The sequence below is a fragment of the Desulfacinum infernum DSM 9756 genome (assembly GCF_900129305.1).
GTDB classification, from domain to species: Bacteria; Desulfobacterota; Syntrophobacteria; order Syntrophobacterales; family DSM-9756; genus Desulfacinum; species Desulfacinum infernum.
Genome location: NZ_FQVB01000004.1, coordinates 71,114 through 91,965, shown reverse-complemented (window position 1 = coordinate 91,965; position 20,852 = coordinate 71,114). Strand labels below are relative to the sequence as shown.

23 protein-coding genes are annotated in these 20,852 nt (G+C 62.5%); 11 read left to right on the top strand and 12 right to left on the bottom strand.

Annotated features, from left to right (window positions below; all coding sequences use genetic code 11):
- Window positions 1-45 precede the first annotated feature (45 nt).
- The 4 genes from BUB04_RS01515 to BUB04_RS01500 form a co-directional block, all read right to left on the bottom strand.
- Complete coding sequence (locus BUB04_RS01515) at window positions 46-627, bottom strand: hypothetical protein (RefSeq protein ID WP_073036280.1); 582 nt, start codon at window positions 625-627, stop codon at window positions 46-48.
- Between the two features lie 333 nt (window positions 628-960).
- The gene (locus tag BUB04_RS01510; RefSeq protein ID WP_073036279.1) at window positions 961-2,028 is read right to left on the bottom strand and encodes a DUF362 domain-containing protein; all 1,068 of its coding nucleotides are present in this window, start codon (window positions 2,026-2,028) and stop codon (window positions 961-963) included.
- A 413-nt stretch (window positions 2,029-2,441) separates the two neighbouring features.
- A complete protein-coding gene (locus BUB04_RS01505) occupies window positions 2,442-2,807 on the bottom strand; it encodes a VOC family protein (RefSeq protein ID WP_073036277.1) in 366 nt (121 codons plus the stop codon).
- A gap of 23 nt (window positions 2,808-2,830) precedes the next feature.
- Window positions 2,831-3,325, bottom strand: coding sequence for an NUDIX hydrolase (locus tag BUB04_RS01500; RefSeq protein ID WP_073036274.1), 495 nt, complete (start codon window positions 3,323-3,325; stop codon window positions 2,831-2,833).
- A 281-nt stretch (window positions 3,326-3,606) separates the two neighbouring features.
- Between BUB04_RS01500 and BUB04_RS01495 the strand changes: the two genes are divergently transcribed.
- From BUB04_RS01495 to BUB04_RS01480, 3 genes are all read left to right on the top strand, one after another.
- A complete protein-coding gene (locus BUB04_RS01495; protein ID WP_073036272.1) occupies window positions 3,607-4,047 on the top strand; it encodes a hypothetical protein in 441 nt (146 codons plus the stop codon).
- A gap of 334 nt (window positions 4,048-4,381) precedes the next feature.
- On the top strand, window positions 4,382-5,791 hold the full coding sequence (speB, locus tag BUB04_RS18635) for an agmatinase (RefSeq protein WP_084075870.1): 1,410 nt from the start codon (window positions 4,382-4,384) through the stop codon (window positions 5,789-5,791).
- Window positions 5,788-6,144 carry a hypothetical protein gene (locus BUB04_RS01480; protein ID WP_073036270.1) on the top strand — a complete coding sequence of 119 codons (357 nt, stop codon included), beginning with the start codon at window positions 5,788-5,790 and terminating at the stop codon, window positions 6,142-6,144. Before speB ends, BUB04_RS01480 begins: the two co-directional genes overlap by 4 nt.
- A 43-nt stretch (window positions 6,145-6,187) precedes the next feature.
- Here BUB04_RS01480 and BUB04_RS01475 read toward each other — a convergent pair whose 3' ends face one another.
- Together BUB04_RS01475 and BUB04_RS01470 are read right to left on the bottom strand one after the other, a co-directional pair.
- Window positions 6,188-6,640 (bottom strand): superoxide dismutase [Ni], encoded by a 453-nt coding sequence (locus BUB04_RS01475; RefSeq protein ID WP_073036268.1) that lies wholly within the window; start codon window positions 6,638-6,640, stop codon window positions 6,188-6,190.
- Between the two features lie 96 nt (window positions 6,641-6,736).
- Entirely contained in the window at window positions 6,737-8,770 is a 2,034-nt protein-coding gene (locus tag BUB04_RS01470) for a sigma-54-dependent Fis family transcriptional regulator (RefSeq protein ID WP_084075867.1), read from the bottom strand.
- A gap of 356 nt (window positions 8,771-9,126) precedes the next feature.
- On the opposite strand from BUB04_RS01470, the gene BUB04_RS01465 reads away from it, so the two are divergent.
- From BUB04_RS01465 to BUB04_RS01440, 6 genes are all read left to right on the top strand, one after another.
- Window positions 9,127-10,473, top strand: coding sequence for a dihydrolipoamide acetyltransferase family protein (locus tag BUB04_RS01465; RefSeq protein ID WP_073036266.1), 1,347 nt, complete (start codon window positions 9,127-9,129; stop codon window positions 10,471-10,473).
- A 16-nt stretch (window positions 10,474-10,489) separates the two neighbouring features.
- Window positions 10,490-10,855, top strand: coding sequence for a Lin0512 family protein (locus BUB04_RS01460; RefSeq protein ID WP_073036265.1), 366 nt, complete (start codon window positions 10,490-10,492; stop codon window positions 10,853-10,855).
- 45 nt (window positions 10,856-10,900) lie between these two features.
- Window positions 10,901-11,860, top strand: a complete 960-nt coding sequence (locus tag BUB04_RS01455) for a thiamine pyrophosphate-dependent dehydrogenase E1 component subunit alpha (RefSeq protein ID WP_073036263.1) — start codon at window positions 10,901-10,903, stop codon at window positions 11,858-11,860.
- A 60-nt stretch (window positions 11,861-11,920) separates the two neighbouring features.
- Complete coding sequence (locus BUB04_RS01450) at window positions 11,921-12,895, top strand: alpha-ketoacid dehydrogenase subunit beta (RefSeq protein WP_073036261.1); 975 nt, start codon at window positions 11,921-11,923, stop codon at window positions 12,893-12,895.
- A 418-nt stretch (window positions 12,896-13,313) separates the two neighbouring features.
- A complete protein-coding gene (locus BUB04_RS01445; protein WP_084075864.1) occupies window positions 13,314-14,306 on the top strand; it encodes an ATP-NAD kinase family protein in 993 nt (330 codons plus the stop codon).
- A 164-nt stretch (window positions 14,307-14,470) separates the two neighbouring features.
- The gene (locus tag BUB04_RS01440; protein WP_073036259.1) at window positions 14,471-14,782 is read left to right on the top strand and encodes a DUF6506 family protein; all 312 of its coding nucleotides are present in this window, start codon (window positions 14,471-14,473) and stop codon (window positions 14,780-14,782) included.
- Between the two features lie 194 nt (window positions 14,783-14,976).
- Here the strand turns inward: BUB04_RS01440 and BUB04_RS01435 are convergent, their stop codons facing one another.
- The 6 genes from BUB04_RS01435 to BUB04_RS01410 all read right to left on the bottom strand — a co-directional run bounded on the left by BUB04_RS01435 (window position 14,977) and on the right by BUB04_RS01410 (window position 19,203).
- Window positions 14,977-15,303 (bottom strand): carboxymuconolactone decarboxylase family protein, encoded by a 327-nt coding sequence (locus BUB04_RS01435; protein ID WP_073036257.1) that lies wholly within the window; start codon window positions 15,301-15,303, stop codon window positions 14,977-14,979.
- Window positions 15,304-15,504: 201 nt separating this feature from the next.
- Window positions 15,505-16,479 (bottom strand): lipoate--protein ligase, encoded by a 975-nt coding sequence (gene lplA / locus BUB04_RS01430; RefSeq protein WP_073036255.1) that lies wholly within the window; start codon window positions 16,477-16,479, stop codon window positions 15,505-15,507.
- 602 nt (window positions 16,480-17,081) lie between these two features.
- Window positions 17,082-17,534: a DUF3106 domain-containing protein gene (locus BUB04_RS01425; RefSeq protein WP_073036253.1), complete on the bottom strand. Its 453-nt coding sequence runs from the start codon at window positions 17,532-17,534 to the stop codon at window positions 17,082-17,084.
- Window positions 17,527-18,114: a zf-HC2 domain-containing protein gene (locus BUB04_RS01420; protein WP_073036251.1), complete on the bottom strand. Its 588-nt coding sequence runs from the start codon at window positions 18,112-18,114 to the stop codon at window positions 17,527-17,529. Before BUB04_RS01420 ends, BUB04_RS01425 begins: the two co-directional genes overlap by 8 nt.
- A gap of 10 nt (window positions 18,115-18,124) precedes the next feature.
- Window positions 18,125-18,787 (bottom strand): RNA polymerase sigma factor, encoded by a 663-nt coding sequence (locus BUB04_RS01415; RefSeq protein ID WP_073036249.1) that lies wholly within the window; start codon window positions 18,785-18,787, stop codon window positions 18,125-18,127.
- A gap of 71 nt (window positions 18,788-18,858) precedes the next feature.
- Window positions 18,859-19,203: a hypothetical protein gene (locus tag BUB04_RS01410; RefSeq protein WP_073036247.1), complete on the bottom strand. Its 345-nt coding sequence runs from the start codon at window positions 19,201-19,203 to the stop codon at window positions 18,859-18,861.
- A gap of 269 nt (window positions 19,204-19,472) precedes the next feature.
- Here BUB04_RS01410 and BUB04_RS01405 point away from each other — a divergent pair, with 269 nt between their 5' ends.
- Complete coding sequence (locus tag BUB04_RS01405) at window positions 19,473-20,225, top strand: AzlC family ABC transporter permease (RefSeq protein ID WP_218588347.1); 753 nt, start codon at window positions 19,473-19,475, stop codon at window positions 20,223-20,225.
- Window positions 20,222-20,536, top strand: coding sequence for an AzlD family protein (locus BUB04_RS01400; RefSeq protein WP_073036244.1), 315 nt, complete (start codon window positions 20,222-20,224; stop codon window positions 20,534-20,536). The genes BUB04_RS01405 and BUB04_RS01400 overlap by 4 nt, the downstream gene beginning before the upstream one ends.
- Window positions 20,537-20,852 lie beyond the last annotated feature (316 nt).

Genomic DNA, 20,852 nt, shown 5'->3' with positions numbered 1-20,852 from the left:
GAGCCATCTCCCACATCATCCACCGCTAATCCCGCCCACACTGGGTCATCCCGACAACACGCTTCCATCAGCGCAGAATCGCAGCCATTTCTGGCGCGTGATGTTGTTGATGGAAAGGAGCCGCAGCCAGCCCACTCGAAGGGAAACCTCGTACTGGATGTCAATGTCGAAGTGGACGCACTCCATATATCCTTGCGGGCACTCCACATTGGGCTCGCGCACCTTCTGGGCAGTGATCTTACGCCTTATCCACTTCCCGCCGATTCCCAAATCGGCCGCGTCGAAGTTCCCACGGTACCAGGTGATCCTGCAGCCGTCCGGCGTCGCAATGGTGAACTTGCAGCGCACGAAATCCGCCAACGGCCCATGGCCTCCGGCATAATACTTTTTCAGCACATCCCAGCTGGTGGTCCACACGGGGTCGTCCGGGGCCTTGCCCCCGTCGGTGCATCCCGCCGACTCATAAGGGGGGGTCATGCGTTCAGGTGGTGTCGGCTTTTCTTCAACTACGTCATCGGACCTGGCCACATTCTTTTGAATCCACTCCAGGACCTCCACGGCATCTTCCGGCTGCCGACCGAAAACCGCTTCCCGTTCCTTGTCCTCGTGACTCTTGTCTTCATGCATCGTCTCTTCACCGCTGAGAGGATGTAAGGATCCAGGCGCGCCCCTACCTTTACCCGGCTAAAGCGCAACCCACGTCGCCGTGACCCGCTCTTTCCCTTGTGTCGTCACAGCGGTCAAGAAAACGAATAGTCGATCCGAATCGGCACGGTCGCATTCGTGGCGTGGAGGCAAAGAGCGTCGAAGGGATCGCTGCGGGTCAGGATAAAAGAGGGGCCGACTCTTTCCACCTTGATGCTCGGAACATTAACCCGGCCAAGCTCCCGGGGCAACCCGCGTGCATTCCGGTATCCCGGAGCGGAGGGTGCCCAGAAGGCCGACCACCCTCCCCACTTGTCACCCCAGGGCGATGGCCTTTTCGGGGCACATTTCCTGGCAGCAGAAACAGGTGATGCAGAGCGCCGGGTCCACCTGCGGAAGATCTTCGGGCATGGAAAGGGCGGAAACGGGGCAGTGGTCCACGCAGGTGCCGCAGGCGGTGCAGAGCGCCGGATCCACCTGGGGGCGCAAGGACATCTTGGCTTCGAAAAGCTGCTGGATCTGCTCGTTGTTCATATTGGCTTCGCCGCTCAGCGGGGGAAGCTTGTAACCTTCCAGCCTCACCAGATCCCCCAGGATGCGGATCCGATCCAGTGCAGGGTCTCCTAATCCCAATTCCCCGGCCCGTTGGAGAAACCGGAGGGCACCGGGATCGCAGCCCATCATGTGGGCGATCACCGCGTCCACGGCCACCGCGTTGTCCCCCGCCAGAATGCGGCCGATGGGGCGCAGATCGGGAGAGGCCGGGCCGTTTCCTTCCATTCCCGTCACGGCATCCACGATGAAAAGGTCGGGAACGCGCAGCCGGAAGACTTCCACCAGGAGTTCGTGAAACCGCCGGGGCGTTCCGGCCGCCTTGTGCAGTCGGGCCTTCTGGGCCCCCGGAAGGATGCCATAGGAGTTCTTGATCGCCCCCGTGATCACCGTCAGGCCGTGGGTCTTGAATTTAGGCAGGCTGATGACCACGTCCGCTTCCAGAACGATCCTGGAAACACTCACCGACTCCATGAACTCCGGATGGAAGGGAACCCGCGTGGAATCCAGCCCGATATTTGAATAATAACCCTTGGCGGCGTCCATGAGGCCCGTTTCCCGAAACACCCTTTCATTGGCTCCGTAGTCGAAGGCGCCCGGGTTGTCTCCCACCACGATCCGAGCGGGTCGCTCCCTTTCCACCCGTTCCACCACGGCCCTGAGCACCGCCGGGTGGGTGACGATCCCTTCCTCCGGCCGGGACGCCCGAAGCGCATTGGGCTTGATGAGAACCGTCTTTCCTTCAAGATCCAGGGGAAAGGTCTGAAACACTCTCTCCACCGCCTCCCGTACGTCTTCATAAGACGTGGGATGAATGAGAACCGTGTGCATCTTTTGTCCTCCTGATAGCGACATGAAGTTCGTCCACAAAGCGGACCCTCGTTAGGAGCCTGTCCGACAATGCTTTTCAGGCTCAAGAGGTCGGGAATTTCCGATCACTTCGTAGCCGTGGGGCTTCAGCCCCGCGGAAAGGACCATCGTAACCCCCTGAAATCGCAGGCCGTATGCGATGGCCTATCCGACGACCTTGGATTCATCCGCAGCCCTAAAGGGCTGCGCTCCGGGAAAAGCGTTCATCCGGAACATTCTCGGACAGCCTCCTAGGAGCTTGTCCGAAAACTCCCCCAACCGCCACTCCCGCGCAAGCGGGAGTCCATAACTTACTGACAATTCTGGATCCCCGCTTCCGCGGGGATGACGGATGGACGTTGGAAAGGGCAGATTAACCATTCTCAGACAGCCTCCTAGGCCTTCAAGCTCGCGAACCGCAGATGGATCCCGTCCGGTCCGGCCACCACGAAGTCGCGCATGCCGTAGTAGCGGTCACCTATTTCGGTGACGATCTCATAGCCCAGGGAACGTGCCTTCTGGTAGAGTTTATCCACATCGTCCACAACCACCCGGAGGTTGCCGATGGCCTTTTCCGGCGGCTTTACATCAGGCATTTCCACCAGAAAGAGAAGGGAAGTCTCCCAACGAAGTTCCATGAAGACTCCGTCCCTTCGATTGACGACAAAACCCAAGTCCGTAAAAAACTTTGCGGACCGTTCCAAGTCCCTCACGTAGAGGGCCAAGACCAGCTGTTCGCCGTCCTTCACCGTCCGTCCCATGCGAGTCCTCCCCCATCCAACCGTCATGATCGGCCGTTGTGCAGCCCCCGGCGCACCAGAAACTCCCGCACCGCCGGGCCGGTGCCCGCATCCCAGGGCCGCACTTTTTCGGGCGGGAGCAGCTTGGCTTCGGCCAGTTCGTCCCCCAGCTTGACCTGCCCGTCGGCTTTGACGTGATAGGCGAAGATCACCTGGTTCTTTTCGAAAAAGGAATAGATCCCGAGGAAGTCCTCGATCCGCCCATCCAGGCCCAGCTCCTCCCGCACCTCTCTCAACGCCCCCTGCTCCGGCGTCTCGCCGGCTTCCAGAAAGCCCGCCACCACGCCGAAGAACTTCTCGGGCCATCCCTTGCTGCGCACCAGCACCACGGAACCGTTGACTTCCACCACAGCCGCCACCACCGGGGTGGGATTGTTCCAATGGACATAGTCGCACTGCGGGTTGGTGCAGGCGAGCCGGGGGCGCTCATCGATGATTCGCTCTTCCAGAAAAGAGGCACAGAGGGGGCAATATTTCATCCTGACACCTTCTGATTCCTTCGTCGATTCCAGGGGGTCTACCCATACCCGAAAGACCCGCCGCCGTGGCAAGAGGTCGCCCTTGGAAAATGACACCAAAGGCCATTCTCCATCAAGGCCAAAACCCTTCGCCGCTGCAATGACCGCCCGTATCGAGCTCCCAACGTCCTCCAGCCGCCCTATGGACAGGGACGGCGGTCCTGGGATATGACTCGGCAACGGCGGCACCCAACGGGTGCGGCGCCTGTATTTTTATCCGGAGATCGAGAGAGGAGAGCCCAATGGAGTTTTTCGCCATCGCCGATAAAAGGACGACACAGGAAGAGATTCAGCAGATGTGCACCCTCGAAGCCCTTCCCCTCTATTGCGCCAGCATCGAATCGGCTTCGGACGTGCGCGACGAGGAGGGCGTCATCTTTTGCATCTGGGGCCGGTTCATTGTCCGCAGGGAAAAGATCAACGGCGGTGTTCGCTTCACCATGCCGGAATGTCCCAACGCCTTCCAGTGGACCGTCACCACCGGCTTTCCCCCGGCCCCCGACAAGATCGTCGTCCACGGCACGGTCAATCGTACCGAACACGACCCCGATTTCGTGGAATCCATGGAGGAGTTTTTCGCCCACTGGAAGCAGGGGCTCGAATGCCACTGGAAGGCGGCAACCTCACGGGAAGTCAACATCGGGAAGCCGACGCCCGTGCGCCTTCCCATGTTTTCGGGCTGACGGTTTGGTCCCTGGACCCAACGATTTCTTGCCGGGTCTTTGGGCCGCGCGATTCGCGGGCGGGGATCAACCGCGCCCCTGCCCGACGGGCACATCCGCTTTACATCAAGCGCCACCTCGTTCCGCTCGTGCGTGCGGCCTGTAGGGGCGAGTCATCATTCGCCCCTACAGGGACCGGCTTTCCAAAGGTGCGTTTCATCCTTCGCTGCCACGGGCTCTCCGTCATGGGGGTTCAAGTGAAAGAAAACCGCGAATGAACGCCTATGGACGCAAATGGAAATGACCGGTGTGTGGGAGCGGCGCAAGAAGCGCCATGACTGGAAGGGCATAGAAAATGGAAGATGTGCACAAGAGACATCGTACTCAGCCGCCCGTCGGCCTTTCCCCCAGGTTCCGCGAGGCCCTCGCCACGGCCTTCGATTATCACAGCCGTCAGGTGCGAAAGGGCTCCGGAGTTCCATACCTATCCCATCTGCTGGCCGTGGCCGCCATGGTGCTGGAAAACGGCGGCGACGAGGATGTTGCCGTGGCGGCGCTCCTCCACGACGCCGTGGAAGACCAGGGAGGGGAAGCCACCCTGGAGGTGATCCGCACCCGGTTGGGCGACCGTGTGGCCTCACTCGTATGGGCCTGCTCGGACTGCCTGGAATCGCCCAAGCCCCCCTGGCGGGAACGGAAAGAGGCCTACCTGCAGCACCTGGAAACAGCTTCGGCCGACGCCCTTCTCATCACCCTGGCCGACAAGATCCACAACGCCCGTACCATCGCGGAGGATCTGGAACGGGAAGGCCCCGGCGTCTGGGACCGCTTCCGCGGGGGCCGATCGGGAACGCTCTGGTATTACCGGTCCTTGCTCCAAAGGTTGCAATGCCGCAACCTCCATCCCCACCTGGTTCGTGAACTCGGGGCTCTCGTGGAACGCCTCCGGCGGCTGGCCGCCCGGGTCACCGTGCTGGGCGTTCCCTTCGACGCCAATTCCTCCCACCGGCGGGGTCCCGCCCTGGCTCCCGGGCGCATCCGGGAGGCCCTCCGTTCGGGATCCATGAATCTCACGGCCGAATGCGGTCTGGCCCTGGACCGCAACGACCAATGGGCCGACGCGGGAGACCTTTCCTTTTCAGGCACGGAAAGCATGGTGGAAAAGGTCCAACGGGCCGTGGACGGGATCCTGAAACTGGGCGGCGCCGTTCTGGCTCTGGGAGGCGATCACTCCATCACCGTGCCCGTGGTGCGCGCCGTGGCCGCCCGCCACGGCCCCTTGAATATCCTCCACCTGGACGCACACCCGGATCTTTATCCGGCTTTGGACGGCAACCCCATGAGCCACGGTTCCCCCTTTGCACGCATCCTGGAGGAAGGCCTGGCCCGAAGGCTCGTCCAGGTGGGCGTTCGCACCATGAACGAGGAGCAAAGAAAGGTGGCGGAACGCTTCGGCGTGGAAGTCCTTTCCATGGACCGCTGGAACGGGACGGGCGATCTGGAATTCGACGGCCCCGTCTACCTTTCCCTGGACGTGGACTGCCTGGATCCGGCCTATGCTCCGGGCGTTTCCCACCCTGAACCCGGGGGACTTTCCACCCGGCAGGTCCTGCGCCTCGTGAACGGGCTGCGCGGGCGGCTGGTGGGAGCGGACCTGGTGGAGATCAACCCCGAACGGGACCCGTCGGGCATTACAGCCGCCCTGGGAGCGAAACTCTTCAAGGAGATCCTCGCCCGCATGCTCCGCCGAAAGGAGGATCCATGAGCCGCCGTCCGGACCCTTTGCTGGAAGAATTCCTGGACCCTGGTCTTCCGCTTCCGGATCTGTGCTGGGAAACCGTCCCCTTCCACGTGGATCCCTACGCCGTGTGGGACGCCTTCGAAGAGAACGTGGAGGGTTGGGTGCCCGCCTGGTATCCCGTGCGGGACCCCGTGACGGGCCGATCCTACGGTGAGTTCGAGCGGGCCCACTACTTCCACGAGCACCTCAAGCGTACGCTGCAGGCCATGCACCGCTGGCCCCTTTGGGGGACGCGAAGGCACAGGAAGCAGGCGGTGGGCATCGCGCTTCTCAACGTCTATTGCGACGTGACCCCCGCCTCCGGCTGTTCCTGCTGATCTTTGGGGCCACTTTCGACTTGCACCGATTCGAGTTTTCCCATCACTGGACGCTGTGCCCGAAATAAAGCACCTCAAACTCCTTTAAGAGCGCTCTCAACGCGTTCACGTGGGAAAGCTCGGTGGTCTGCTTGCATTTCATGGCAGCCAGCAGGATCTTGTGCAGCACCGCAAGCTTCTCCAGATACTTCTCCTGGTCCGGCTTGATCCGCTGAGTCATGAAGTACTGGGAAACGATATGCTGGAGTTGGCTCGCATGTTCTTCCTTGTTGGAAATCCATCGCACCAGCTGATTGAAATTCACCGGGCTTTCCTTGCGCAGCGTTTCAATCTGCTTCATGGATTTTTCAATGGTGTCCGCGTGCTCGGCGATGAGCTTCACCCGCAAGACATCGTCGTAGATCCCGCAGGGCACTTCGCAGTGAGCGAAGGCGACCGAGCAATGAAACGCGGCGGAAAACACTACCAACGCCATGAACGCAATCGATCTTCTCATGATGCCCTCCCTATTCAAATCTGATGACACCTTTGACTCCATACCCAGCAGATGAGACCTAAAGAAAAGATGTCAAGGGGCGATACGGGACTTTCATCACAGGATCTTCAGCTTCCTCAATTTCACATAAAGCGTATTTCGGCCGATTCCCAGGGCCCGGGCCGTCTCCGTAATGTTGCCCTTGAAGTGCGCATAGGCACGCCGGATCGTCTCCGCCTCCACCTTTTTCAGGTTGAATTCCTGGGAATCGGGGGCCGGGACGGGTCGCCGCTCGGGGAGGTTTCGCACGCGATCGGGAAGGCTCTCAGGCCCCAGGACGTCCCCGGGCATGAGGGCGATGGCCGCTTCGATGGCATGCCGGAGTTCCCGCACGTTGCCCGGCCACCGGTGGGCCAGGAGCGCCCCGTAAAAGTCGGGGGAGACGAATCGGATTGTTCGATGGAGCTTCCGGGAAATGGTGTCGATGAAGTGCCGCGCCAGAATCAGGATGTCCTCGTCCCTTTCCCGCAGGGGCGGGAGGACGATGCGAACCACGTTGAGTCGATAGAAGAGGTCCTCGCGGAAGAGCCCCTGGCGAACGCGATCTTCCAGGTCCCGGTGGGTGGCAGCAAGAATCCGAACATCCATCGGAACTGCCCGAGTGCCCCCCACGCGGCAGATCTGCCCCTCTTCCAACACCCGCAGGAGGTTGACCTGCATGTCCAGGGGCATTTCGGCGATCTCGTCGAGAAAGAGCGTGCCGCCCGAGGCCTGTTCGAACTTTCCGGGACTTCCCCCTCGCCGCGCCCCCGTAAAGGCGCCTTCCACATAGCCGAAAAGAACGCTCTGAATGAGGCCCGATGGGATGGCGCCGCAGTTGACCGCTACGAACGGCCCTTTCTTGCGCGAGCTGGCTTCGTGGATGGCGCGGGCGAGGACCTCCTTTCCCGTACCGCTCTCCCCCACCAGGAGCACCGTGGTGTCCGATTCGGCCACGCGGCGCGCCAGATTGAGCGCCTCCTGGAGCGCCTGGCTTCTCCCCAACACCTTCACGAAGGGATCCTGAGCCGAAGGAGGCTTGGAAACGGTCCATGGGGCCGGTTTCGATTCGGAAAGGACCACCAGGGTGCCCATGAGCGCCCGGTTGGGGCTCACCACGGGATGGGCCGTGGCCGAAAGGCGTTCATGGACCAGACATCTCACCGAAATTCCCTGCGGAGATCCCCCCGAAACGCCCCCCCGGAGGGCTGCCGCCACGGGACTCATATCGAAAAGACGCTGGATTCTCCCCCCGCGAAGCCTTGTCCGGGAGACCCCCAGCAGTGCTGCGGCCGCCGCGTTGGCGTCCAGGATCCGCCCGTTGGGATCCACGTAGATCAGCCCGGCCAACTGGGACTGGAAAAGGGTGTGAAGCACCTCCGATCCCTGAAAAAGCTGCTGGGCCGCCTGCATCCTGTAAAGGCGGCTTTCGATCAGCCGCGCACCGTACATGGCCAGCTCCAACGTCCGGCTGTGATCGGAATCCAGGGGGCCCGAAATATCCACCACGGCCAAGGGTTTGCCGTCCCATCCGAAAATGGGGGCCGCCGTGCAGACCCAGCCGTGGTGGCTTTCGCAGTAGTGCTCCGGCCCCTGAACCCTTAGAGGATGCCCGCACGTCAAGGCGGTCCCGATGGCGTTGGTTCCCACGCTGCCCTCGGACCAGTTGGCCCCCGGACCGAAGTTGAGCCGGTCCGCCGCACGCAGGGCCTTCACATCGCCGAACATGGCCAGCAGGTAACCCCGCCGTTCCGACACCGTGACCAGAAGGCCCTGGCTCCGGATGAGGCTGTAGATCTCCGTTTGCACGTCCAGGGTGAGTTCCCGGAGAAGTCGGTACTCTTCGCCCAGTTCCCTTTCGTCCCGGATGTCCCAGCACTTTTCCTGCCCCGGATCCACCCCGCTTTCCCGACACCTGGACCACGAGCGCCGGATCACGTCCCTCAGGGCGTCGTGGGACCGCCCGCGCAGGACATAGTCCCTCCAGGCTTGGAGATCCATGTCGCCGTGGGATAGACTGCATGTCAGGGAATCGGGGTTTCGGCCTCCCGCACCCGGCTGCCGAGAACGCACGAGCTGAAAACGCGAGTCCTTCCAGACCAGTTCGTACATGGCACCCCCCTGATTGGAGGTGAGTGGAAAGGCTGGACCGCACAGGTCCCTTCCGCCAAGAGCCACCATGGGCCGCGCACGTGAAACTGATGGATCATATGCCGCTCTTGGCGGGTAATGCAACCACCGACTTGGTGGATGGGAGGGGGCTGTTCGAAAATGGAACACAGGCCTCCACCCTCCTCGAGAAACATTGGAGCTCATTGGTTCCCTGGCGTGGCACTTCTCTTGCCTCTCTTGAAGACGCAGCGAATCCGCAACCCGCACAAGACGGATGCGCATGCACCTTTCCGACGGGGAAACGAGGAAATCTCAGGCAGTGTTTCCGGACTTTGGACCGCGAAAGGAGGAACCAAGTGGCTGTGGATGTATTGATGCCCAAATGGGGGCTGACCATGACGGAGGGCAAAATCACCCGCTGGTTCAAGGCCGAAGGGGATCCGGTGGCCCAGGGCGAGCCGCTCTTTGAGGTGGAAACGAGCAAGATCACCAATTCCGTGGAAGCGCCCGCCACCGGCATTCTTTTTCAGATCCTGGTTCCCGCCGGCGAGACGGTTCCCGTGAAGACCGTGGTGGCGGTCATCGCCCGGGAAGGCGAGGAACCGGAACGGCGGGAGGGGCCTTCCTTGCAGTCCGAACCGGACGCGGCAGCCCGGGAGGCACGCAAGGAGAAGGAGAGCGGCGAGGCCCGTGGTTCTTTCGTGCGGGCCACCCCCATCGCCCGGCGCCTGGCCAAGGAATGGGGCCTGGACCTGGGCCGGGTGGAAGGCACGGGTCCGGAAGGGCGCATCACGGAAGAGGATGTGCGCCGCTACAAGGAAAGAACGGAAGCGGGTCCTTCCATCAGCCCCCAGGCCCAAGCCCTGGCGCAAAAGGAAGGCCTGGATCTCTCCTCCGTGGAAGGCACCGGGCCCGACGGCAAGATCACCAAGGCCGATGTTCTCAGGGCGCTGGAAAAGCGAAAGGCGGAACGTTCCGCCGCCCCGGCGGCGCCTGGGATCACCGGGCCCGCCGCGGGCACCGTGATCCCCCTGGAGGGGATGCGCAAGGTGATCGCCGACAACATGATGGCCAGCCTCCACCAGTCGGCGCAGCTCAGCGTCTTTGTGGAAGTGGACGCCACGGAACTCAAGCGTCTCCGGGATCGCCTGCGCCTCCAATGCGCCGATCAGGACCTTCCCCGGGTGAGCTACAATGACCTCATCGCCTACGCCGTCTGCCGGGCCCTCAAGAAGGTGCCCATCATGAACTCCTGGCTCACCGAAGACGGCATCGTCGTCCATGACCATGTAAACCTGGGGATCGCCGTGGCCCTCCCCGACGGACTCATCGTGCCCAACGTGAAGAACGCCCAAACCCTGAGCGTCCTGGAGCTGGCCCGGGAGATACGAAAGCTGGCGGCGAAGGCCCGTGAGGGGCGTTTGAGCATAGACGAGATCCAAGGCGGCACCTTCACCATCACCAACGTGAGCATGCTGGGGGTGGACGGCTTCACGCCCATCCTCAATCCCCCGGAAACGGGCATTCTGGGCGTGGGCCGGGCCGTGGAAAAGCCCGCCGTCCATGGGGGAGAGATCTGCGTGCGCACCCTGATGACCTTGAGCCTCACCTTCGATCATCGGGTCACCGACGGGGCGCCGGCCATGACCTTCCTGAGGGCCCTGGCCGACTTCCTGGAAGATCCGGCCACCATGATCGCATGAAGGCAAGGAGGGGAAGATGGCCGGCAAACGATTCGTGGTGGAACTGGGGTCGGGAGTCGACCTGCACGGCATGGACGTGACCAAGGCCGCGTGCCGGGCGGTGCGGGACGCCATCGGCCGCAGCTGCCTGTGCGGGCTCCTGGAGATCCTCCAACTGGAAAGCCTGGATCAGGTGCATGTGGACATCCTGGTGGCCTGTCCGCACCCGGACCGGGTGGATGTGGAGGCGGTAAAAAGGGAGGTGCCCATCGGACTCAAGACCGTGCGCACGGTGCCGGGAGGGATGGAAGCCCCGGGCATCTGCGTGGACCGGTTCGCCAAGGACTGCGACACCATTGTGGTGGCCAACGTGGCGGTCACCGTTTTCGTGGACACCCATTAGACGGAGCCGAAACCGCGGTTTCGGCTTTCCACAAGGAGGTGCACCATGAGTCTTACGGAAGACAAACTCATCCAGATGTACACCACCATGGTCCGAATCCGGGAATTTGAAACGAAGGTGGAAGAGTTTTTCGCCGCCGGAAAGATCCCGGGATTCGTCCACCTCTACATCGGTGAGGAGGCCGTGGCCACCGGAACCTGCGCCGTTCTCACCGACAAGGACTACATCACCAGCACCCACCGCGGTCACGGGCACCTCATCGCCAAGGGCGGGGATCTCAAGCGGATGATGGCCGAGCTCTTCGGCAAGAAGACCGGCTACTGCAAGGGCAAGGGCGGGTCCATGCACATCGCCGACGTGGACCTGGGCATCCTGGGAGCCAACGGGATCGTGGGAGGCGGCGGCCCCATCGCCAACGGCGCGGCCCTGGCGGCCCAGTACCGCGGCACAGACCAGGTGGCCGTCTGCTTTTTCGGCGACGGAGCTTCCAACCAGGGCACCACCCAGGAAGCCATGAACCTGGCCAGCGCCTGGAAGCTTCCGGTGGTGTTCGTCAATGAAAACAACGGCTACGGCATCTCCTGCCCCACTTGTAAATCCATGGCCGTGGCGGACATCGCGGACCGGGCCGCCGCCTACGACATGCCGGGCGTGGTGGTGGACGGAAACGATGTGGTTGCGGTCTACGAAGCGGTGGCCGAAGCCGTGGACCGGGCCCGGCGCGGAGACGGCCCGTCTCTCATTGAATGCAAGACGTACCGGTGGCGCGGACATTTCGAGGGCGACGCCTGCACTTACCGGGACGAGGCGGAAGTGCAGTCCTGGATGGCCAAGGATCCCATCAAGAGGCTCCGGGAAAAGCTCCTGGAGCAGGGGATCCTGACGGAAGATAAGGATCGGGAGATCCGCGACGCCATCGCCCGGGAGCTGGAGGCGGCCGTGGCCTTCGCCGAGGAAAGCCCGCTTCCCGCGCCCGAAGAGGTGCTGGAAGACGTCTACGCCTGAGACGGTCCATGCCTCGGCCGCCCGAGGAACCGTACGAACACCGCATTGAAGGAGACAGCCATGCCGACCAAGACCTATCTTCAGGCCATCAACGAAGCCCTTCGGCAGGAAATGGAGCGGGATCCCGACGTCTTCATCATGGGCGAGGACGTGGGGCCCTTCGGAGGGTGTTTCGGAGTCACCAAAGGGCTTTATGAACAGTTCGGAGAAAAGCGGGTGAAGGATACGCCCATCACCGAAAGCGCCATCATCGGGGCCGCCACGGGAGCCGCCGCCGCCGGGCTTCGCCCCGTGTGCGAGATCATGTTCGTGGACTTCATCGGCGTCGCCCTGGACCAGCTCTTCAACCAGGCCGCCAAGATGCGCTACATGTTCGGTGGAAAGGCCAAGATCCCCATGGTGCTGCGCACTCCGCAGGGAGCCGGGATCGGGGCCGCCGCCCAGCACTCCCAGAGCCTTGAAGCCTGGTTCGCCCATGTCCCGGGCCTCAAGGTGGCCATGCCCGCCACACCCTACGACGCCAAGGGACTTCTCATCACGGCCATCCGGGACGACAACCCCGTGGTCTTCCTGGAACACAAGCTTCTCTACGGGCTGGAGGGGGACGTTCCCGACGAGCCCTACACCGTGCCCTTCGGAAAAGCCCAGGTGCACCGGGAAGGGACGGACGTGACCATCGTGGCCACGGCCAAGATGCTTCACACCTCCCTGGAAGCGGCGGACGTCCTCGCCAAGGACGGCATGAGTGCGGAGGTGATCGACCCGAGAACCCTGGTTCCCTTCGACACGGACACCATCGTGGAATCGGTCAAGAAGACCCATGGACTGGTGGTGGTGCATGAAGCGGTGAAACACGCCGGATTCGGAGCGGAGATTGCGGCCCAGGTGGCGGAACTGGCCTTCGACTACCTGGACGGTCCCATCGTACGCGTGGCGGCGCCGTTCACACCGGTGCCCTTCTCGCCTCCCCTGGAGCAGGCCTACATCCCGGGCGTCGACGACGTGGTGACCGCCGTGAAAAAGATCCGGGCGTAGGAAGCTTTCCGAGAACACGCTTGGTTCATCTACCCACAAGGGATCCGCTTCTTTCGTACCCGCGGGGCTTTAGCCCCGAGGAAAGGGGCCCTCACAACCCCATGGATTGACAGGTGATACCCGATGCCCCATCCGACGTTCGAAGATGGTTCCGCAGCCCTAAAGGGCTGCGGAACCAAAGAGCGGTCATCCCCAGCGGTCTCGGACAAGTTCCCAAAAGGCTGATCGACGGCGGGATCGGTTCGATTCGTGTCAAAGGGTGGTGCTCCGGATCCCTTGTGGGAGGAGGGGTGGGCTTTACGCCCCCCGTCAGAACTTCACGCTAGGAAAGAATCACCCCTTTGCGAGCTGCGGGAATCGCCTCTGGTACCCGTGTGGGTTCCCGGCGCAGACGCCCGCAGCCCGGAAGACAAGGAGGATGCTCTTGGCGGCGGTGGGAATTGTGGCCAACCCGGTATCGGGAAAGGACATTCGACGGCTGGTGGCACACGGGAGCGTTTTCGACAATCAGGAAAAGGTGCGGATCGTCCGACGGATTCTCAAGGGACTGGAAGCCACGGGAACGGAGCAGGTCTTCTACATGCCCGATTCCTATGCCATCGTGGGCCGGGCTCTGAGGGGATGCGCGGTGTCCATGGACGTGACCCCGGTGCCCATGACCCTCACCGACAGCCAGGACGACTCCACCACCGCGGCCGCTTGGATGGAAGCCAACGGAGTGGGCTGCATCGTCGTTCTGGGAGGCGACGGGACATGCCGCGCGGTGGTCAAGGGCACCCGCCGAATCCCGCTCCTTCCCATCTCCACGGGCACCAACAACGTCTTTCCCTCCTTCATGGAAGCCACCATCGCCGGTCTCACGGCGGGCCTGGCCGCACGCCGCTCCCATCAGGCGGAAGACCTGGGCTACCGAAGCTGCTGCCTGGAAATTCTTTCCGGAGACACGGTCTTGGATGTGGCCCTCGTGGATGTGGCCGTGCATGAGGGTTCCTTCATCGGGGCCCGGGCCGTCTGGGATGTGGACAAGCTTAGCCAGATCTTCCTTTCCCGTTGTCGCCCCGAATCCATCGGCCTTTCGGCCGTCGGAGGCCAGCTCCTGACCATCGAACCCCAGGACCCCGTGGGGCTCCACATTCTCCTCGGAAACGGGTCGAAGCGGGTTTCTGCAGCTATAGCCCCCGGGTTGTTCCGGCAAGTGCCCATTGCGAGTTACGAAACCATGAGCCCCCTCAAGGCCTACCCGGTGCTGTCGGACCGGTGCGTGCTGGCCTTGGACGGAGAGAGGGAAGTGGAGGTTACGCCTTCACGGCCCGTTCGGGTCCGCCTTTCCATCCAGGGCCCCGTGGTGGTGGACGCCGCCAAGGTCATGCGCCGTGCTCAGAAGGACGGCGTGTTTGTCTCCACCCACTGAGTCCCGCAAAAACCCAGCGGCCGGTCTTGCAGAACGAGGAAGCAGCCTCTCCTCCCGTTCCCTTGCCTTGACGCACCGCCGACCGCGAAACACGAAACCCGGCTCACGGATCACGGCTCACGGATTACGGATCACAGATCACGGAAACAGCAAGGAGGAAAACCATGGCGGACATCCTGAAAGCGGCGTTTATTTTCGTGGCACCCGAAGCGGATCCCCAGACCCACCGCCAGTGGGTCCAAACCCCCAAGGTGCATCTTCTGGTGGTCGGCGTGGGAAACTACCGGCAGGCGGCCCAGACCGCCAAGGATCTGGTGGAAAAGGAAGGTATAGCCGCCATTGAACTCTGCGGCGGCTTCGGCAACAAGGGAACGGCCCTGGTGACGGAAGCCGTGGGCAGATCGGTTCCGGTGGGAGTGGTGCGTTTCGACATCCACCCGGGGCTCGGAAACGCCAGCGGCGACGCCTTTTTCTAAGGATTGCGGGGAGTCTTGCCGGCCGGCGCCAGGTTGATTCTCCCTCCGGGATTAGCGGGCGGGGATAAACCCCGCCCCTACGATGTGCATCGCGGGCGATCGAGCCAACACGTCGGGCACCGCGAGGGAATCGTTTGCCGCACCCCGCAGAGCCCTTCTGAAGCAGAAACCGGGACCTTGGCCCCTGAACCGGATCACTCGAAAAGGTCTTCCAGCGCCTCAAAGACGTACTTCAGGTACATGAGCTTGGGCGATCCCCCCATGGCCACCGCCATCAGGGCCGCCTGCAGAATTTCCTCACGGGTAGCCCCCGCCGCCGCGGCACCCTCCACATGGATGGCGATACACATCTCGCACTGGGACATCACGGAACAGCCCACAAGGATCAGCTCCTTGTCCCGAGGGCTCAGCCCCCCCTTTTCCGACATGGACTTGGTGAACTCCAGGTACTTCTCGTAGACTTCCGGAATGTGCTTCTGGATGTAGGCAAATGCCTCGGTGGCTTTCTCCGCCGCGTTCATGGTCCCTCTCCTCGCTCTTACGTGATTCGCCGGTGTCTTGATGCCGTGACATCCCTCCATTCCAAATCTCTCCCAGATCTTGTCGAGCAAAGAACGTGCAAGGCCCCACGCGTCCACCTTGGCCCGGTCCGCCGCGCCGCATGTTCACCTTTCGAACAGGCGCCCCACGCTCCTTGTTCGCTTCTGGAACAGCACCCACTCCTACAGCAGCCGCCACAGGAAAAATTCCGGATCCCGGGAGTTCCCCACGGGATGTTTTAGTCGGCCGGCCAATCGCCCGCGAAGTGATTCGGGATCGTGGGGGCACCCCTCGAGAAGCTCGCTCAGGTCGCCGTTGGCCGAAACAGGCGTCCCCGCGCGCACGCGGGCCTCCCGGATGATCCCCCGCACCACCTTGAGGCGCACCTCGCAAGGCTCCCCGCCATGGGACCGGGCATTTTGGAATTCATAAGGGGGAGACGTCCCGTAGGTCCACCTCCATCCGGCATACTTCGCCCCGGCAAGGTCGTGGATCCGGCGCCGATCCTCACGAGACAGCGCCACCGTCCTGAACCCCAGCCGCCTTCTCATGAAAATCCACAGGTTTTCCATGAAGGTTTCCACGGTCATGTCCGAGACCAGGTGGGGGCGTATATTGGTCACCCGGCGCCGCACGGACTTCACGCCCCGATGCCGGTATTTTTCGGTCTTTCCCGCCAGAGCCTTCCCAAGGGCTTCCAGGTCCGTGTCGAAAAGCAACGTGCCGTGGTAAAGATGCCGATCCCCGGTGGCGTACTGGGCGTTCCCGGAGACCTTGAGGCCTCCCAGGCTGATGTCGCTCTTGCCGTCGGGGCGGACCGGCAGGCCCAGGGATGTCAGAAAGGCCAGCACCGGTTGGCACAGGCGTTCGTAATCGAGCCATAGGCCGGATCGCCGAGTGCGCAGGAAGCTGAAATTCACATTCCCGAGATCGTGATAGACCGCGCCGCCCCCGCTCTGCCGGCGAACCAGGGCCGTCCCGCTTTCCAGAAGGAACCGGTGGTCCACTTCCGCGTGGGGGATCTGGTTCCGGCCGAAAACCACGGCGGGACGGTTCCTCCAGAGCAGGAAGCAGTCTTCCCGGACGTTGCGCAACAGGTACTCCTCGGCCGCCAGGTTCCAGGCGGCCTCGGTGGATTCCAGCCACACGCCGATCATGGAATGTGCGTCTCCTCCTTTCCGGACATGAGAAATGCGGCCGCACTACTGGAAGCTTGTCTGAAAACGTTGTAGATGACCGCCTTTCTCGTAGCGCAGCCCTTCAGGATTGCGGGCGCCCTCCCGGACGTCGGCTAGGAGGCTGCCCGAGAACTCCCCCAACCGTCACTCCCGCGCAAGCGGGAGTCCATCAGTTGCCGGAAATCCCGGATCCCCGCTTTCGCGGGGATGACGAATGGGCGTTGAACGGCGCAAATCTGCCGTTCTCAGACACGCTCCTAGGCTGCCGGGTTGCCTATCACGTCATGGGATTACGAGCGCCCCTTTCCACGGGGCTGAAACCCCGCGGCTACGAAAGATGTCGAGCCCCCTGTCGGTTGATGAAGAACGCCCGTTCCCCGGACACGCACCCAGGTTTCATTGTATAGATGGGCTTTGAAGGCTGTGGGGGTGAATCGTCCTTGGCCCCTATGGTTCCATCCCGAAAGGCACTCTGCACCCCCCATCCACCAGTGGCGCCACGGGCGCAGGCCATCCGACCAGGCAGGGTTTTAAGCCGATCAAGAGGTGTGCCAGAGAAAGGAAGGGTGGATACTGGAAGCTCATTTCAGGAAAAGGCGGCGGACGGATTCTTGCTCCTGCGGCGTGAGCCGATCCCAGTTGCGCAGGCTTTCCTCCACCCGTTTCTTCTGCTCCGGGGTCAGGCGCTCCCATTGCCGGTAGCGTTTTTCGTAAAGCTGCCGCTCCTGGGGCGGCAAGTTCTTGTATTTTTCGTAGCGTTTCCGGATTCTCTGTTTTTCCTCGGGCGACAAAGACTCCCACTCTTGGTAACGGTCCCGCCATGCGCCCCGGTCCGCCCCATAGCCCGCTCCGCTCCTCCCGTTCGACGCGTCTTTCTTGGCCAGGACGGCCCCGGAAGGAAGCTCGGAAACATGCCCCCGGGCATGGCCAGCCGGAAAGGGGGCCGCATGGGCTCCGAAGCCGAAGCCCGCCATCCACACGAGAAAAACTCCCCACAGGAGGATCCTGGAAAGAAACCTTCGCGGGTCACGCATGGCCCGTCTTCCTTTCGTTCCGTTGGCGGAATCCCTGCCGGGACCCCGGAACACTTGGGGATTCCCCCTTGTCGCGTTCTCCGTCCACTGTGCGAACGAGCTTTTCAATGGTTTCCAGATCCCGCAAAAGATCCAGGCGCTCGATCAACTCCCTTTCTTCCGGCGGCAACACCCGCTCCTGCGCGGTCCGTATGGTGACCGGACGCATCGTTTCCAAGTGACGCCACAGCACCCCGCCCAGGAAAAGTAGAAGGGCCAGGGCGCCGGCGGCGGCCCCCGCCCACACGCGACCGCCCCGTCCGAGGGAAACTCCCGGGCGCATTTTGCGACCGGCACCCCTCCTTTCTTCTTCCAGGCGGCGAAGCACCCGTGCCACCGCCCATGCCGCCTCCCGGGGAGAAGGCGAAGGCACACTCCCCGCCTGGGCCACTTCTTGAAGAAAATGTTCCCAGGATTCCACCTCGTTGCGGCACGACGCGCAGCCGAGCAGATGGTCCGCAAAGGCCCTGCGCTCCCCCGGATCCAATGCGCCCGCCGCATAGAGTGCGGCCGCGTCCCTGAACTTCCTGCATCCTGCCATGGCACCGCCCCTAACGATCCCCGCCATAATCCCGAAGCTGCCTTCGCATGGTTTGCATGGCCCGCACCAGGTGCGTCTTCACCGTTCCCAAAGCCATACCGCTCACCTCTGCAATTTCCTGCAGCGTCATCTCTTCAAAAACCTTCAGGACGAAAACCGTCCTCTGCCGTTCCGAAAGCGATCGCAGCGCACGGAGCACGTCCCGCTGCAGGCCCATGTGGGCAACGGCCGCAGCACTCGACGTCCCGGACCAAGCGAAACCGCCCTCCGTTTCACCGGATCCTTCCGCCGCGTTCGAGTTTTCCGTCGGCCACCACCTCAGCAGGGAAAAGCGTCTCTTCCTTTTCCGCCGTTCCATCAGGCAGGTGTTCACCACGATCCTGTAAAGCCAGGTGCTGAAAGCGGAGCGCTCCTCGAATTGGCCGATCCGGCGAAAGACGCTGAGCATGGCTTCCTGCGCCGCTTCCTCGGCGGCTCCCCGGTCGAAATCGCACAACCGAAAAGCCGTGGCCAAAACCCGAGGATAATACAACGCCATGAGACGTTCCATGGCGTCCCGGTCTCCGCCCCGCGCACGCCGTACAAGTTCCAGGTCGTCCGAAGAAGGGGCTCCGGCGTCGGATTCCACGCCGGCTTCCCCTTTCGCATCCGCCCTTCCCGCCACTCGGATCATTCCCTTCCCCGCTTCAGCATCCCCGGCCAAGGCGCCCCCTCACCCTTTGCAAGCGCAAGCTACAACCTGCTTCAATCATGGGAACGGAAGATCACCGTCAAGCCCGGGCTGTGGATGGCGGCTCCCACGAAATAGTGGTCGCCATCCCGATGATAACGCCGTTCATGGGTCCGATACCAGCTCTTGTATTGCACTTTCAGATGCGCACGGCAGCGCGATCGGCACGCATTCGGGTACCAGCAACGGACATGCTTGTGGTACACGCGGCAGGAATCACAGACGACCACCACAGGGCCTCGGCCCCGCACCACAGCATCCTTTCCGTAAACCCGCACCCAATCAGCCTGAGCCGCCACCGGGGCCGCCAGGAGTCCCACCCACAAAACCACCATTCCCATCAGAGTCTTCGTCTTCATGATTCACCTCCCGGTTTTTCGGGTTCCTGTTCCGGTTTTCCGATTCCAACCTGTTTGACCCCTTGGATGCCGGAAGTGCCCCGCTTGGATGACAACAGGAGGAATCCAGTTTGGGAGTGAAGGGAGATGTTGGATTTGCGGGATGGAAAACCGCCCATGAACGCCCATGGGCGCAAATGGGTTGTGTTAAAGGGCGTAAAAAGGAAGGGGGTTTCCTTTTTTCCTGCTCTGCGCTATAGGGGAGCCTTCCCATCAAAATGGAGACCCAAGTGACCCCTGAACTATCCACAAGGTCCCAACGCCCCTCCGGGCTTTATTCCGCCCGCCTCGACCACGTGGCCGCGGGCTTTACGGCGAACCTTCCCGTGGCGGCCAGCGTGGCAGCCTACGGGAGCGTCCTGGGGGTTCTGGCCGTCCAGAAGGGCATCACCTGGGTTCAGTTGCTGGTGATGAATCTCAGTGTCTTTGCCGGATCGGCCCAGTTCGTCCTGGTGGACATGTGGGTCCCGCCCCTCCCCATCGCGGAGATGACCTTGGCTGTGCTGGCCATCAACCTGCGCTACCTGTTGATCGGCGCCTCCCTGGAGCCCGTTTTCCGTGGCGCTTCTTTTTGGCACAAGGCCACCCGCATGCATCTGGTGGCCGACGAAAACTGGGCGGTCACCATGGCGGCCCGACGCCGGAACGGGTCCGTCTCCACGGGCTTCCTTTTGGGAGGCGGGCTGTGCGTCGTGACGGCCTGGTGCATGGGAACCCTTTCCGGCCATTTGCTGGGAGCCGCCGTCGACGATCCGGCCGTCTACGCTTTGGACTTCGCCTTCGTGGCCGTCTTCACGGCTCTGGCCATGTCCCTTTGGCGGGGCCGCATGGATCTCATCCCCTGGGTGGCCGCGGCCGGCACCGCCCTGGTGGTGGAGCGCTTGCTCCCCGGCAAATGGTACATCATCTGCGGCGCGCTGGTGGGATCCTTTTGCGCGGCCTGCAGACACGACGGTAAGTCAGAGGAGGAAACAGGGCCGTGACTTGGGGATTGCAGGATGGGCAGGCTTATGCAGCCATCGGGGCGGCGGCGTTGGTCACCTACGCCCTCCGCCTTGGGGGGCTCCTTCTTTCCACCAGATTGCCGAACAAAGGAAGATTCCGCGGTTTCATGGATGCCCTTCCCGGAACCCTGCTGGTCTCGCTGGTGGCCCCGGGCATCCTGGCCGCCGGGGCTCTGGGGGTAGTGGCCGCCGCCTGCACGGCGGCCGTGGCGCTGAGGTCGAGAAACGTCTTTCTGGCCATGCTCGTGGGCATGATCATCATGATGGCCGGCCGGAGGTTTTTCGCCTAGGAGCCTGTCCGACAATGGCTCTCCGAGGCAAGAGCCCGGGCTATGGCCCCTCTTTTCGTAGTCGCGGGGCTTCAGCCCCGCGGAAAGGGCCATCGCAACTTCATGAAGTGACAGGAAATACGCGATGGTCCATCCAACGTTCTGGGGTCCTTCCGCAGCCCTAAAGGGCTGCGCTACGCGAAAAGAGATCATCCGCGACGTTTTCGGACAGCCTCATAGGCACCATCTCTTTCAGCAAGGTTTCTCGCTTTTCAACGGTCCGGACGCGTCATCGATCGCGTCCGAGGCTCGGCACGCGCTGCCGGACTTTCCTTGG

What these genes read in the sequence shown, in the direction of transcription:
- BUB04_RS01425 (WP_073036253.1), bottom strand. Translation starts at nt 17,534, where the DNA reads ATGCGTGACCCGCGAAGGTTTCTTTCCAGGATCCTCCTGTGGGGAGTT.
- BUB04_RS01450 (WP_073036261.1), top strand. Translation starts at nt 11,921, where the DNA reads ATGCCGACCAAGACCTATCTTCAGGCCATCAACGAAGCCCTTCGGCAG.
- BUB04_RS01495 (WP_073036272.1), top strand. Translation starts at nt 3,607, where the DNA reads ATGGAGTTTTTCGCCATCGCCGATAAAAGGACGACACAGGAAGAGATT.
- BUB04_RS01420 (WP_073036251.1), bottom strand. Translation starts at nt 18,114, where the DNA reads ATGGCAGGATGCAGGAAGTTCAGGGACGCGGCCGCACTCTATGCGGCG.
- BUB04_RS01435 (WP_073036257.1), bottom strand. Translation starts at nt 15,303, where the DNA reads ATGAACGCGGCGGAGAAAGCCACCGAGGCATTTGCCTACATCCAGAAG.
- speB (WP_084075870.1), top strand. Translation starts at nt 4,382, where the DNA reads ATGGAAGATGTGCACAAGAGACATCGTACTCAGCCGCCCGTCGGCCTT.
- BUB04_RS01505 (WP_073036277.1), bottom strand. Translation starts at nt 2,807, where the DNA reads ATGGGACGGACGGTGAAGGACGGCGAACAGCTGGTCTTGGCCCTCTAC.
- BUB04_RS01515 (WP_073036280.1), bottom strand. Translation starts at nt 627, where the DNA reads ATGCATGAAGACAAGAGTCACGAGGACAAGGAACGGGAAGCGGTTTTC.
- BUB04_RS01445 (WP_084075864.1), top strand. Translation starts at nt 13,314, where the DNA reads ATGCTCTTGGCGGCGGTGGGAATTGTGGCCAACCCGGTATCGGGAAAG.
- BUB04_RS01455 (WP_073036263.1), top strand. Translation starts at nt 10,901, where the DNA reads ATGAGTCTTACGGAAGACAAACTCATCCAGATGTACACCACCATGGTC.
- BUB04_RS01415 (WP_073036249.1), bottom strand. Translation starts at nt 18,787, where the DNA reads ATGATCCGAGTGGCGGGAAGGGCGGATGCGAAAGGGGAAGCCGGCGTG.
- lplA (WP_073036255.1), bottom strand. Translation starts at nt 16,479, where the DNA reads ATGATCGGCGTGTGGCTGGAATCCACCGAGGCCGCCTGGAACCTGGCG.
- BUB04_RS01475 (WP_073036268.1), bottom strand. Translation starts at nt 6,640, where the DNA reads ATGAGAAGATCGATTGCGTTCATGGCGTTGGTAGTGTTTTCCGCCGCG.
- BUB04_RS01480 (WP_073036270.1), top strand. Translation starts at nt 5,788, where the DNA reads ATGAGCCGCCGTCCGGACCCTTTGCTGGAAGAATTCCTGGACCCTGGT.
- BUB04_RS01500 (WP_073036274.1), bottom strand. Translation starts at nt 3,325, where the DNA reads ATGAAATATTGCCCCCTCTGTGCCTCTTTTCTGGAAGAGCGAATCATC.
- BUB04_RS01410 (WP_073036247.1), bottom strand. Translation starts at nt 19,203, where the DNA reads ATGAAGACGAAGACTCTGATGGGAATGGTGGTTTTGTGGGTGGGACTC.
- BUB04_RS01510 (WP_073036279.1), bottom strand. Translation starts at nt 2,028, where the DNA reads ATGCACACGGTTCTCATTCATCCCACGTCTTATGAAGACGTACGGGAG.
- BUB04_RS01440 (WP_073036259.1), top strand. Translation starts at nt 14,471, where the DNA reads ATGGCGGACATCCTGAAAGCGGCGTTTATTTTCGTGGCACCCGAAGCG.
- BUB04_RS01470 (WP_084075867.1), bottom strand. Translation starts at nt 8,770, where the DNA reads ATGTACGAACTGGTCTGGAAGGACTCGCGTTTTCAGCTCGTGCGTTCT.
- BUB04_RS01460 (WP_073036265.1), top strand. Translation starts at nt 10,490, where the DNA reads ATGGCCGGCAAACGATTCGTGGTGGAACTGGGGTCGGGAGTCGACCTG.